Raw genomic sequence first — 13,187 nt, forward strand, 5'->3', positions numbered from 1 at the left:
ACTTCCTACGGGTTGCGGAGCGAGAAGGCGGTGGTGTGCGGGGAGGCGTAGGCCTGGGCGACGTCCACCAGGAACCTGGCCTCGTCCTCCAGGTCGACGCCCTCGTCGGAGGTCTGGATGGCGGCGGGCAGCTCCAGGTCGGCTGCCCGGCCCGGCTGCCCGGGCAGTCCGGCCAGTTTGGCGCGCCGCGCGTCCTTCAGTACGCAGGCCAACGCGGCCGCCGTACGCCGCTGTTCGGGGATCCCGCTGCCGGCGACGTGGCTGCGCGCGAGCTCCGGGACGCCCGGGGAGACGTACTCGCCCAGGATCAGGATCGCGTCGCGGGTCTCGATGACCTTGCGGTAGACGAGCAGGTCGCGCGGGACGGGCGGCCACAGCAGTTCCAGCACGCGGCCGGCCCGCGGCTCGGAGAGGACCACGTGCGGGACGGCCTGCACGAGGTCGCGCCACAGCGGCCACAGCCGCCAGGCGGTGGCGACGTCGGCGAGGGTGCGGCGCAGGGTGAACAGGGTCGGCACGAGGATGGCGGCGGCGCGCAGCAGTCCGTGCAGGTTCATCATCAGCGGCAGGGCGGGCATGGCCCAGGTGCTGCCGAAGAGGGCCTTGAGCAGGTACGCGAACCAGAACAGCCCGGCCAGCGCGGTGCCCAGGCCGAACAGCCGCAGGCCGGCGGCCAGTCCCCGGCTCTCGGTGCGGAGGCTGTAGCGCCAGCAGACCCGTACGCAGACGGTGTTGGCGAGCAGGTGGGCGGAGATCAGGACGAGCCAGTAGGCCAGCGAGGGTACCGGCGGCCCGGTGTGGGGGATGGTGTGCGTGCCGTGCTCGGGGGCGGCGGCGTCGAGGACGACGAGGGCTCCCAGCCAGACGACGGTGCCCGCCCAGGAGGCGAGCTGGAGTCTTCGGCCGCGGGTCGCGGCGGCCACGAAGTAGAGGACGGCGCCCGCCGACAGGACCCCGATGAAGTTGCGCACGAGGCCGACGGCGTGCGCGTAGCCGGGCTCGCGGCTCATGGCGTACGAGACCACGGCGGGCAGGTTCAGGGTCATCGCGGCGGCGGCGGTGGCGACGGCGAGCCACAGTCCGCGCTGCTGCGGGGAGCGCAGGGCGCCGGGGGCCCGGAGCAGGACGGCGGCCCACAGGGCCACCACGCTGGGGACGGCGAGCCGGTCGCCGAGGGCGAGGAGTTCAGCCTCCATCGCGCACCCCCCGCTCGTAGCCCATGGCGGACTCCAGCCGGGCGAGGGCGCCCCGGGGCGGGGCGGACCGACGGACGTGTCCGGTGCCGGAGGTGCGGATGCGCACGCGGATCATGCTCGCGAGCATCTCCGCCTCCTGCTCCTGGCGGGTGGTGTAGTTGGTGCGGCCGAGGATGACGGGGGCCCGGCCGGCGTTCTCCTCGCCTTCGAGGGAGTGGTGCTCGAAGAGGATGTGGCCGAGTTCGTGGAGCACGATGTGCTCCCGGTGCAGGGGTGTGGTCCGGTCCTCGTAGAAGACGTAGTCGACGCTCTCGGTGCCGACCCACAGTCCGCAGACGCCGGATTCGGCGGCCTCCTTGGGCAGCGGGTGCAGGCGGATCGGGCGTCCCCGCTGCTCGGCCATGCGTGCGCACAGGGTCTCCAGGGAGAACGGGTGCGTGAGGTCCATGTGACCGAGAATCGTCTCGCACCGTTTGCGCAGGCTGAGATTCCGATAGGGCACGTGTTCCCCTTTCGGACCCGTTCGCGGGCAGCGTCGGTAGGCGTGGGTGGGCTGAGGCATGACGTCCTGTCGCCTTGAGGCGGCCTCGGGAGTGCGGTCCCGGGGGAAGAGCGCGGAAGCCCGTTCGCGCGTGACGAACGGGCGTTCCACCATGCCTACAGATCACTTCGGGGAGTTGGCAAGGTATGTCCCCTTGTGGGGTGCCTATTCGGCCATTCCTGCCGCTCCGTGCCTGGTCCGGGCGCTACGAACGCTTGCGGCGCTCCTCGGGGCCGGTGAGGCCGGCCCTGCGCAGGGCGTCGGCCATGGCGCTGTTGGCCGGTGCCGGGGCCGCGGAGGGACGGCTTCCGCCCTGGCCGCCCTGACCCTGACCGCCCTGACCGCTCTGGCCGCGCTGCCCGCCGCCACCGCGCCGGCCCTGGCCGCCCTGGCCCTGACCCTGGCCCTGACCCTGGCCTTGACCCTGGCCGCCCTGCCTGCCCTGGCCCTGGCCGCCGCGCTGCTGCGGCGGGCGGCCCGCGCCGCCCCGGCGCTCCTCTCGCCGCTCCTCCCGCTGGCGGGGCGCTCCGGCGCCGCGCTCTGCGCCGGCCTCGTCCTCCAGCCGCAGGGTGAGGGAGATCCGCTTGCGCGGGATGTCCACCTCCATGACCTTGACCCGGACGATGTCGCCCGGCTTCACCACGTCGCGGGGGTCCTTGACGAAGGTCTTCGACAGGGCCGAGACGTGCGCCAGTCCGTCCTGGTGGACGCCGATGTCGATGAAGGCGCCGAAGGCGGCCACGTTGGTGACCACGCCTTCCAGGATCATCCCGGGGGCCAGGTCGCCGATCTTCTCCACGCCCTCCTTGAAGGTGGCCGTCTTGAAGGCGGGACGCGGGTCGCGGCCCGGCTTCTCCAGCTCGCGCAGGATGTCGGTGACCGTCGGCAGGCCGAAGGACTCGGTGACGAACTGCTCCGGCCGCAGGGAGCGCAGGACGGACGTGTTCCCGATGAGGGCGGCCACCTCCGCTCCGGCGGTCTTGCCCATCGACCGCACCAGCGGGTAGGACTCGGGGTGCACGCTGGAGGCGTCCAGCGGGTCGTCGCCGCCCCGGATGCGCAGGAAGCCGGCGCACTGCTCGTACGCCTTCGGGCCGAGCCGGGCCACGTCCTTGAGCCCCTTGCGGCTGCGGAAGGGGCCGTTGGCGTCGCGGTGGGCCACGATGTTCTCGGCGAGGGTGCCGCTGATGCCCGAGACGCGCGAGAGCAGCGGCGCGGAGGCGGTGTTGACGTCCACCCCGACGCCGTTCACACAGTCCTCGACGACCGCGTCGAGGGAGCGGGAGAGCTTCACCTCGGCCAGGTCGTGCTGGTACTGGCCCACGCCGATGGACTTCGGGTCGATCTTGACCAGCTCGGCGAGCGGGTCCTGCAGGCGGCGGGCGATGGAGACCGCGCCGCGCAGGGACACGTCCATGTCGGGGAGTTCCTGCGAGGCGAAGGCCGAGGCGGAGTACACGGAGGCGCCCGCCTCCGAGACCATCACCTTGGTCAGCCCCAGCTCGGGGTGACGGGTGATGAGGTCCCCGGCGAGCTTGTCGGTCTCGCGGGAGGCGGTGCCGTTGCCGATGGCGACGAGCTCGACCGCGTGCTCCTTCGCGAGGCGGGCCAGCGTGGCGAGGGAGGCGTCCCACTTGTTGGCGGGAACGTGCGGGTGGATCACGTCCGTGGCCACGACCTTGCCGGTGGCGTCGACGACGGCCACCTTGACGCCGGTACGGAAGCCCGGGTCCAGGCCGAGGGTGGCGCGGGTGCCGGCGGGGGCGGCGAGCAGCAGGTCGCGCAGGTTCGCCGCGAAGACCCGTACGGCCTCGTCCTCGGCGGCGGCGCGCAGCCGCGTCCTCAGGTCGATGCCCAGGTGCACCTGGATCTTCGTGCGCCAGGCCCAGCGGACGGTGTCGGCGAGCCACTTGTCTCCGGGGCGGCCCCGCTCGGCGATGCCGAAGCGGCGGGCGACGATGCCCTCGTAGGTGGACGGGCCGGGGGTCTCCGAAGGCTCCTCCGGCTCCAGGTCCAGGGAGAGGACGTCCTCCTTCTCGCCGCGCAGCATCGCCAGGACGCGGTGCGAGGGGAGGGCGGTGAAGGGCTCGGCGAAGTCGAAGTAGTCGGCGAACTTGGCGCCCGCCTCCTCCTTGCCCTCGCGGACCTTCGCCGCGAGGCGGCCGCGGCCCCACATGCGTTCGCGGAGGTCGCCGATCAGGTCGGCGTCCTCGGCGAACGTCTCGGTGAGGACGGCGCGGGCGCCCTCCAGGGCGGCGGCCGGGTCGGCCACGCCCTTGTCGGCGTCGACGAACGCGGCCGCCGCGACGGCCGGTTCGACCGAGGGGTCGGCGAGGAGGCGCTCGGCGAGGGGCGCCAGACCGGCCTCCCGGGCGATCTGCGCCTTGGTGCGGCGCTTGGGCTTGAAGGGGAGGTAGATGTCCTCCAGCCGGGCCTTGGTGTCGGCCGCGTTGATCCGGGCCTCCAGCTCGGCGTCGAGCTTGCCCTGCTCGCGCACGGAGTCGAGGACCGCGGCGCGGCGGTCCTCCAGCTCGCGCAGGTAGCGCAGCCGCTCCTCCAGGGTGCGCAGCTGGGCGTCGTCCAGCATCTCGGTCGCTTCCTTGCGGTAGCGCGCGATGAACGGCACGGTGGAGCCGCCGTCGAGCAGCTCGACGGCGGCCTTGACCTGCCGTTCCCGTACGCCGAGCTCCTCGGCGATCCTGCCTTCGATGGACATCGTCACTGTGCGGTCCCGCCTGCCTTCGTTTGCGTGGAAGGCTGCCAATTGTGGCAGGTGGCGGTGACGGACGGCGGGAGGGCCGCCCCGCCGGTCCGTCGGGCGTCGTCCGCCGGGCGCCGGTGCGTCAGGCCTTGCCGGTGAGGTCGCGGGGGAAGGCGCCCGCGGCCAGGGCCTGCTTGACGAATCCGCCGCCCAGTTCGTGGAGCCGGGCGAGGCCCTCCGCGCCGAGGTGCTCGTACGGGGCGGCGTCGAGGCGGTCGGTCTCGGTCTCCAGGCGCTCGCGCAGGGCGCGGCCCTCCTCGGTGAGCTCGCCGTCGGCGTCCAGGACGCCGCGCGAGCGGAGCCGGTCGGTGGCGGCGTCGAGGTCGCTCTGCTCCCAGCCGCGGATGCTCTTGATCCACTTCGGGGTCATGCCGCGGCCGGTGGCCGTGTGGCTGACGAGGGCTTCGAGGGGGTCGAGGCCGACGAGGAGCAGGGCTGCGAGGTGGCCGTCGCCGCGGTGCTCGCGCAGCAGGGTGGTGGCGTGCCACAGCCGCAGGTGCGGCTCCTCGGGGACGGGGAGGTCGGCGTGGGCGGCGTAGAGGGTCCGGCCGTGCCGGGTACAGGCCTCGGTCGCGCGTATGGCGAGGTCGGCGGCCTCGGCGAGCTCCGGTGAGGCGAGGGTCTCCGGGCCGAGGAGGCGGTGCAGGGTGGCGTCGACGGCGCGCAGCCGGGCGGCGAGGGCCTCAGCGGGCGAGACGGTCTCCCAGAGGGCGGGGAGGTGCGAGGCGACCAGGTCGTGGCGGTAGTTGTAGAAGGCGGCGGTCACCGCGCCGGGGCCGACGAAGCCCATGGCGGCGGAGCGGTGGGCGAGGTTCACGGCGACCGGGTCGGTGACGCCGAGGGCGGCGAACTCGGTGGTGAGGTCGCGGGAGAAGTAGACGGTGGCGTGGAGGGGGTTGATGGCGGCGTGCCAGCAGTGGCGGGCGGCGTGCTCCGGAATCGTCATGCCCCGCAGGTTACCGACCGCTCAGTACGTCGGGTAGTACCCACCCCCGCCCCTGGCCGGACACGGCCCCCCGGCCGCTACGGTGCGGGAGCGGCGGGATCAGGTGAACTCGGACCAGGCCGTGGCCAGGCGGGACGTCAGGGTGTCCAGGCGGGCCGGTGGCAGGGTGAACGGGAGGCGGACGTAGGCGTCGTGGGCGCCGGAGGGGTCGGTCGCGGCGCCCGGGACCAGTTCGACGCCCCGGCGCAGCGCCACCCGGGCGAAGACGGCCGCGTCCGCCCCGCCGGGCAGGCGGACCCACAGCGCCCCTCCCCCGGCGGGCCGTTCCCAGCTCCAGTCGGGCAGCTCCCTCCGCAGCAGGGACTCCAGCCGGGCGAGGCGTTCCCGGAGCACCCCGGCCCGGGCCTCCCGTACCGCGTCCACGCCCGGCAGCAGCCGTACCGCGAGCGCCTGGTCCAGCAGCGGACTGCCCAGGTCGGCCAGGGTCTTGAGGCGGGCCAGCCGCTCCACGGCGGCGGCGGGCCCGCGCAGCCAGCCGATCCGCAGCCCGCCCCACACGGACTTGGCGAGCGAGCCCACGCTCAGCACCTGTGCCCCGGCGGGCGCGAAGAGGGCGAGGGGGCCGGGTTCCGGGGTGTCCCACAGCCGGGTGTCGTAGGCCAGGTCCTCCACCACGGGCACCCCGGCCCGCGTGCACAGCTCCCCGATCCGGGTCCGTCGCCCGGCGGACATCAGGATGCCGGTCGGGTTGTGGTAGGTCGGGGTCACATGGGCCAGCGCGGCCCCGGCGAGCGCGGCCCGCAGCTCCGGCAGCCGCATCCCGTCGGCGTCCAGCGGCACCCGGCGCGGGCGCGCCCCGGCGGCGATCAGGGCGTCGAGGCATCCCGGCCAGCTGGGGGTCTCGACGACCACCGGCGAGCCCCGCCGTACGTGGAGCTGCGCGACGAGGGCCAGCGCCTGGGTGGCTCCGGTGGTGACGAGGAGCTGTTCCGGGGCGGTGCGCAGCCCCGCGGCGGTGTACCGGTCCGCGAGGGCCGCCCGTAGCTCCGGGAGCCCGCAGGGGTGGTAGCCGGGCTCCGCGAGCAGCGGGTCCAGCCCGTCCGCCAGCAGCGCGGTCAGGGCCTGCCGGACTTCGGGGGCGGCCCCTTCCGCCGCCACCGACAGGGAGATGACGTCCGCCGGGCCGTCGACGAGCCGCTGGACGAGCCCGGTGCCGGTGCCTCCGGGGACGCGTCCGTCGGCCGGCCGCAGCGCCGCCCCGGGCAGGGCGGCGATCCGGGTGCCGCTGCCGCGCCGGCTCACGACGGTGCCCGCGCCGCGCAGGGCGTCGTAGGCCTCGGCCACGGTGGCCCGGCTGATCCCGAGGGCGGCCGCGAGGGGGCGTTCGGCGGGCAGCCGGTCGTCGGGTGCGAGGTCGCCCGTACGGGCCGCCGCGCCGAGGGCGTCGGCGAGCCGGCGGTACAGCGGTCCGGGGCCGGCGCTCCAGCCGCCGAGCACCCCGTCCAGTTCGTCGGGCGTCCACGCGCGCGCGGCGGAGCGGTCCACTTGCGCCTCCATTGGCCCGGGTGCCCGGCACCCGCTGCGGCCAGCCTAAACGCATGAACACCAGTACCCTGACCGGCTTCCTCGCCGCCTCCTGTCTGCTAATCCTGCTGCCCGGTCCGAACATGGTCCTGATCGTCACCCGGGCCGCCGCCCAGGGCCGCCGGGCCGGCCTGGTCACGGCGGCGGGGGTGGAGTGCGCGACGGTGGTGCACGTGGCGGTCGCCTCCTCGGGGGTCGCGCAGCTCGTGACCCGCTCCCCCGCCGCCTTCCTCGCGCTGCGGTACGCGGGGGCCGCCTATCTCCTGCTGCTGGGCGTCCGGGCGCTGCGCGGCGGTCCCCCGAGCCTGGACGCGCCCGAGGCGCGGGGGCGCGTACGGCTGGGGCGGGCGTACCGCGACGGTTTCCTGGTGAACCTCCTCAACCCCAAGGTGACCCTGTTCTTTCTGGCCTTTCTTCCGCAGTTCGTCAGTCCGGACGCGGCCGGTCCAGGAGCCCGGATGCGGCTGCTGGGCGGGGTGTTCCTGGCCCTCGGCGCCCTCCTCGACATCGGGTACGCCTGTGCGGGCGGAGCGCTGAGCAGCTGGTTGCGCCGCAGGCCACGGGCCCTGGCCCGGCAGCACTGGGCCGTCGCCGGGGTCTATCTGACGCTCGGTGTGCTCGCGGCCCTGCCGATGGGGGTGTGAGTCCGGTATGCGGGGTGTGACGGCCGAATGGCGATCGTGTGACAGCAGGGGCCATGGACATGACGTGGGGCGTCACGGCTGAATACGGTCGAGCCACAAGACCGTGAACCGATCTGTCTCCCCTACCACTTGGAGCTCTTCGTGCACCGCAAAGTCATCGCCCCGAGCGTGCTCGCCGCTTCTCTGCTGCTGGTGATCCCGGCGTCGGCGGCCAGTGCCGGTCCGGGTGCCCCGGGTATCGGCGACCCCTACTACCCGGCCAGCGGGAACGGCGGCTACGACGTCTCCCACTACGACCTGCGCCTGCAGTACCAGCCGAAGACGGACCTCCTGGAGGGGACGGCCACCCTGCTGGCCACCGCCAAGCAGGACCTGTCCCGCTTCAACCTGGACTTCGGCCTCAAGGTGAGCGAGATCCGGGTCAACGGGGTGAAGGCCAAGTTCGCCACGTCCGGCACCCAGGAGCTGGAGGTCACTCCGGACCGGCCGCTCCAGCGGGGCAAGCAGGCCAGCGTCGTCGTCAAGTACGCGGGCAAGCCCTCGGAGTTCAAGGTCGACGGCTGGTCGGCCTGGCAGCGCACCCCGGACGGCGGTGTGGCGGCGCAGGAGCCGGACGCGGCGGCCTGGTGGTTCCCGAGCAACGACCACCCGCTCGACAAGGCCACCTTCGACGTCTCGGTCAACGTCCCGGACGGCACCCAGGCCATCAGCAACGGCGTGCTCCAGTCGCAGAGTTCGAAGCTCGGCTGGACCCGGTACAACTGGCGCTCCAACAAGCCGCAGGCCACCTACCTGGCCACCCTCGCCGTCGGCAAGTTCGACATCACCACCGACAAGACGGCGAGCGGGCTGCCGGTCCTGAACGCCTACAGCAAGGACCTCGGCGACAACGACGGCGCGGCGCGCGCGAGCGTCGAGCGGACCGCCGAGGTCGCCGAGTACCTGGAGGGCGTGTTCGGCCCGTACCCCTTCAACGCGCTGGGCGGCTACGTCCCGAACGTGCCGAGCGGGTTCGCGCTGGAGACGCAGACGCGGCCGTTCTACAGCCCGCGCCAGTTCGCGAACGGTGCGAACGTCCAGGTCGTCGTGCACGAGCTGGCGCACCAGTGGTACGGCGACAGCGTGTCCGTGGACAACTGGAAGGACATCTGGATCAACGAGGGCTTCGCCCGCTACAGCCAGTGGCTGTGGTCGGAGAAGGAGGGCGAGGGCACCGCGCAGGAGCTCGCCCAGTGGGCGCACTCCTCCCGCCCGGCCGAGGACCCGTTCTGGCAGGTCAAGCCGGGTGACCCGGGTGCGGAGAACCAGTTCCACGGGGCCGTGTACGACCGTGGCGCGATCGCGCTCCAGGCGCTGCGCAACGAGATCGGCGACGAGAAGTTCTTCCAGATCCTCAAGGGCTGGCCGACGGAGCGCGCCTACGGGAACGCGAAGGTCGGGGACTTCGTCCGGTACGCGGAGAAGGTGTCGAACAAGCCGCTCGCGCAGCTCTTCGAGACCTGGCTGTACACCCCGGGCAAGCCGGCCTTCGGCCCTCCTGCCGCCGCGTCCGCCCAGGCTCCGGGCGCCCGCGCCCTCCAGTCCCCGGCCAAGCCGGCGGCGGAGCCGAAGTCCTGGAAGAAGATCGCCGCGACGAACTCGGTCCACGAGCACTGAGTCCCCGGGCGCCGGCGCCCCTCAGCGGGCGCCGGCGCGCCGTCGCCGGGCCCGGGCCTCGCGCGCGGCGGGCAGGTAGCGCAGGCGTTCGGGCAGCAGCGGTACGAGGATCCGCAGGGCCGTGCCGAGCCGCCGCAGCCGCCGCTCCTGCGCGGGGCTCCACCGGAGGCCGAGGGCGGCCCGGGCGTCGGGCGGCATGAAGCCGACGGTGACGAAGACCCGCAGGCGCAGGAACGCGGTGCGCAGGACCGGCCAGACCAGCCGCAGCAGCAGCCGGGCGGCCCGGCCGCCCACCTCGGGCGGGGGCAGCGCGGCGTCGGTGTCGAGCAGCTCCAGGGCGACCTTGGTCGGCCCGATCTCCTCGGCCAGCATCCGGTGGTAGTACGGCCAGAACTCCTCGACGGTCTGCGGCATGTCCCGGTCGCGGATGCCGAGGATCCGGCCGACCCGCAGCCACTCGGCGTAGAGCTGGCGTTCCTGGGCGGGGGTGATGCGGCGGAAGAGGTAGCGGCCCGCGTACAGGGCGATCGGGAAGCCGGTGGCGTGCACCCAGGAGTAGCAGGCCGGGTCGAGGGAGTGGTAGCGGCGGCCCCGGGTGTCGGTGCCCTGGATCTCCTTGTGCAGGCGGCGGACCCTGCGGCCTTCCGCCACGGCCTCGTCCCCGCCGTACACCCACAGCATGACCGAGCGCAGGGAGCGCTCACCGCGGCCCCAGGGGTCGGTGCGGAAGACGGAGTACTGGTCTACGCCGGCGCCGACGGCGGGGTGGGCGACCTGGAGGGTGAAGGCGGCGGGCAGCGTCAGCAGGGAGCGGATGTCCCCGGCGGTGGTCCACAGCACTCCGCCGGGCGGCGGCGGCTCGGGATCGCGGCCGTGGCCGCTGCCGGTGGTGCTCGGGTGGGTGGTGGTGCTCATCGGTGGATCCCCCGGTGTCGCTGTCGCCGTCCTACCAGTATGACCGGCTTCGCGGCCCCTGCTCCGGGCCCCCGCCGCGGCCGCTCCCCCACGATGTCCCGCCCCGGACAGAAAGTCTTGTCACGGGTGTTACCCCGAAGTAACCGTGGCTGCTTGGATGACGGCGACGATCTTCCCCCGCAGGAATGACGGAGACCTCCATGCTGCACACCTCGCACCGCCGCACCCGGTCCGCCGCCACGGCCGTCGCGGCGATCGCCGCCGGCACGCTGGCCCTCACCACCGCGCCCGCCGCCACGGCCGCCGAGACGGGCACCGCCCCCCGGCTGAGCGTCCTGACGTACAACACGTTCCTGATGAGCAAGAACCTCTACCCGAACTGGGGCCAGGACCACCGGGCGGCGGAGATCCCCAAGGCGTCCTTCTACCAGGGCCACGACGTGGTCGTCGTCCAGGAGGCCTTCGACAACGCCGCCTCGGACGCGCTGAAGGCGAACTCCGCCGCGCAGTACCCGTACCAGACCCCGGTCATGGGCCGCAGCAAGAGCGGCTGGGACGCGACGGGCGGGGCGTACTCCACGACCACCCCGGAGGACGGCGGGGTGGCGATCCTGAGCAAGTGGCCGATCATCCGCAAGGAGCAGGTCGTCTACAAGGACGCCTGCGGCGCCGACTGGTGGTCCAACAAGGGCTTCGCCTACGCGGTGCTGGACGTGAACGGCGCCAAGGTGCACGTGGTGGGCACCCACGCCCAGTCCACGGACCCGGGCTGCGGCGCGGGCGAGGCGGCGCAGATGCGCTCCCGCCAGTTCAAGGCCATCGACGCCTTCCTGGACGGCAAGAACATACCGGCGGGCGAGCAGGTCGTCGTGGCGGGCGACATGAACGTCGACTCGCGCACCCCGGAGTACGCGAGCATGCTCGCCGACGCCGACCTGGCCGGCGCCGACACCCGCACGGGTCACCCGTACTCCTTCGACACCGCGCTCAACTCGATCGCGAACTACCGCTACCCGACGGACCCGCGCGAGGACCTGGACTACGTCCTCTACCGCAAGGGCAACGCCCGCCCGGCGAACTGGAACAACAACGTGGTCAAGGAGCAGTCGGCGCCCTGGACCGTCTCCAGCTGGGGCACCTCCTACACCTACAGCAACCTGTCGGACCACTACCCGGTGGCCGGTTCCTGATCCCGATCCCGGCCGGTCCCGGGTGCCCGTCCCTCTCCGCCAGGAGGGGCGGGCACCCGCGCGTTCAGCCGGCGGCCTTCGAACGCTCCCATTCCGAGGCGTAGTCGGTGAAGATTTCCCTCAAGTGGTGCCCGATCTTCAGGTAGTCGAGGTCGTCGAGGTTGGCGAGGGAGACCCGGACCGACCATTCGGGGCCGTCGAAGCCGCCGCCGCCCAGGAGGACCACGGAGGTCTGCTCGGCGAGCCGGAAGAGCGGATCGACGGGCTCGTAGTTCTTCTCCAGGAAGTCGGCGAAGTCCTTGCCGTGGACGCGTTCGGCCTCGGCGAGCAGGTCGAGTTCGACGTAGTAGCCGGCCCGCCGGCCGTCCTCGCTGATCTTCATCTGGGCGCCCTCCAGGAGGAGGCCGAGGCGGCGGTGCACGATCTCCCGGATGCGTTCCTTGTAGGCCCGGCCCTCGTCGAGCAGGCCGAAGAGGGAGAACAGCACCATCATCGTCTGCTGCGGGAGGGACAGTCCGGCCGTGTGGTTGAGGGCCACCGACCGGGAGTCGGCCACCAGCCGGTCGATGAAGCGGATCTTCTCCGGCTCCAGGCTGAGGGTGCCGTAGCGCCGGGCGAGGCGGTCCTTCTGCTCCTGCGGGAAGTTCGCGATCATCTCGTCGACGACGTTGTCCGCGTGCAGCCCGATGACGCCGAGCCGCCAGCCCGTGCAGCCGTAGTGCTTGGAGTACGAGTACACGAGCAGGGTGTTGCGCGGCAGGTCGGCCGCGATGGAGCGGAAGCCGGGGACGAAGGTGCCGTAGACGTCGTCGGTGACGATCAGCAGGTCGGGGTTGGGGCCGGCCACGATGTCCTGGATCTGGCGGGAGACGCGCTCGCTCAGCGCGAGCGAGGGCGGATTGCTCGGGTTGACGAGGCAGAGCAGCTTGACGGCCGGGTCGGCGAGCTTGGCGACCTCCTCCTCGGGGTAGCGCCACTGGCGCACGCCGGTCTCCGCGAAGAGGCTCGCCGAGACGTTGACCACCTCGAACTCGAAGGTGTCGAGCCCCGGTATCTCGATGTACGGGGTGAAGACCGGGGTCATCAGGGCGATCTTGTCGCCCTTGTGGAGGATCCCGTTCTTCATGAGGGAGTCGAAGACGTAGCACATGGCGGCGGTGCCGCCCTCGGTCGCGAAGAGGGAGAGCTCCGAGGCCGGGGACTGCCTGTCGAACAGCTCGTCGGAGAGGTAGCCGCGCACGATGTGCTCGGCGTGCGTCAGCATCCGGCCGGGCACCGGGTAGTTGTCGCCGGTGACGGCGTCGGTCAGCTCGTGGACGAAGGCGTCCTTGTCGAACGGCCAGCGCGTCAGGGCGTACTGGACGCAGGTCGACAGCATCTCGACGCCCGGCAGGTCCGGGTGGCGGCGCACCCAGGAGGCGAAGCGTCCGGCGATGCCCTTCCTCTCGGGCATCCCGCCGAGGTTGTCGGCGGTCCACACCCGGCGGGACTCCTCCAGCGCGAAGTAGCCGAGGGCGTAGAAGGCCTCGCGGGGGCCGGTGGCCATCCAGTTGGGGTTGCCGCGGCCCGCGTTGAGCATCGCGCGGGCGGTGGTGCCCTTCTGGCCCGGCTGGTCCTCCTGGGCGGCGCCGGCGAGCCGGATGAACTTGTCCTTCAGCTCGAAGGGGCTGAGCTGGGCGAGGGACTGGATCTCCTCGCGGCTGAAGGTGGTCTTCGGCACGGTCCGCATGTGACCACCCTTGCCCGGTGGGCGC

General features: G+C 72.9%; 10 protein-coding genes. 3 read left to right on the forward strand and 7 right to left on the reverse strand.

The window, feature by feature from the left end:
• Positions 1-5 precede the first annotated feature (5 nt).
• The 5 genes from OOK31_RS05605 to OOK31_RS05625 form a co-directional block, all read right to left on the reverse strand.
• Positions 6-1,196: an MAB_1171c family putative transporter gene (locus OOK31_RS05605; RefSeq protein WP_267011195.1), complete on the reverse strand. Its 1,191-nt coding sequence runs from the start codon at positions 1,194-1,196 to the stop codon at positions 6-8.
• Positions 1,186-1,644, reverse strand: coding sequence for a hypothetical protein (locus tag OOK31_RS05610; protein ID WP_267011196.1), 459 nt, complete (start codon positions 1,642-1,644; stop codon positions 1,186-1,188). The genes OOK31_RS05605 and OOK31_RS05610 overlap by 11 nt, the downstream gene beginning before the upstream one ends.
• Positions 1,645-1,942: 298 nt before the next feature.
• The gene (locus OOK31_RS05615) at positions 1,943-4,459 is read right to left on the reverse strand and encodes a Tex family protein (RefSeq protein WP_323188182.1); all 2,517 of its coding nucleotides are present in this window, start codon (positions 4,457-4,459) and stop codon (positions 1,943-1,945) included.
• 121 nt (positions 4,460-4,580) lie between these two features.
• Positions 4,581-5,444, reverse strand: coding sequence for a hypothetical protein (locus OOK31_RS05620; protein WP_267011198.1), 864 nt, complete (start codon positions 5,442-5,444; stop codon positions 4,581-4,583).
• 99 nt (positions 5,445-5,543) lie between these two features.
• Positions 5,544-6,989 (reverse strand): PLP-dependent aminotransferase family protein, encoded by a 1,446-nt coding sequence (locus OOK31_RS05625; protein ID WP_267011199.1) that lies wholly within the window; start codon positions 6,987-6,989, stop codon positions 5,544-5,546.
• Positions 6,990-7,042: 53 nt separating this feature from the next.
• Between OOK31_RS05625 and OOK31_RS05630 the strand changes: the two genes are divergently transcribed.
• Both OOK31_RS05630 and OOK31_RS05635 read left to right on the forward strand, forming a co-directional pair.
• Entirely contained in the window at positions 7,043-7,672 is a 630-nt protein-coding gene (locus OOK31_RS05630) for a LysE family translocator (RefSeq protein WP_267011200.1), read from the forward strand.
• Positions 7,673-7,813: 141 nt separating this feature from the next.
• Complete coding sequence (locus tag OOK31_RS05635) at positions 7,814-9,328, forward strand: M1 family metallopeptidase (protein ID WP_267011201.1); 1,515 nt, start codon at positions 7,814-7,816, stop codon at positions 9,326-9,328.
• Positions 9,329-9,349: 21 nt separating this feature from the next.
• Here OOK31_RS05635 and OOK31_RS05640 read toward each other — a convergent pair whose 3' ends face one another.
• A complete protein-coding gene (locus OOK31_RS05640) occupies positions 9,350-10,243 on the reverse strand; it encodes an oxygenase MpaB family protein (RefSeq protein WP_267011202.1) in 894 nt (297 codons plus the stop codon).
• Between the two features lie 200 nt (positions 10,244-10,443).
• Here OOK31_RS05640 and sph point away from each other — a divergent pair, with 200 nt between their 5' ends.
• On the forward strand, positions 10,444-11,433 hold the full coding sequence (gene sph, locus OOK31_RS05645; RefSeq protein WP_267011842.1) for a sphingomyelin phosphodiesterase: 990 nt from the start codon (positions 10,444-10,446) through the stop codon (positions 11,431-11,433).
• Positions 11,434-11,497: 64 nt separating this feature from the next.
• On the opposite strand, the gene OOK31_RS05650 is transcribed toward sph, so the two are convergent.
• Positions 11,498-13,153: a bifunctional aspartate transaminase/aspartate 4-decarboxylase gene (locus tag OOK31_RS05650; RefSeq protein WP_267011843.1), complete on the reverse strand. Its 1,656-nt coding sequence runs from the start codon at positions 13,151-13,153 to the stop codon at positions 11,498-11,500.
• Positions 13,154-13,187: the final 34 nt, after the last annotated feature.

It is taken from the genome of Streptomyces sp. NBC_00249, assembly GCF_026342355.1.
Lineage (GTDB): Bacteria > Actinomycetota > Actinomycetes > Streptomycetales > Streptomycetaceae > Streptomyces.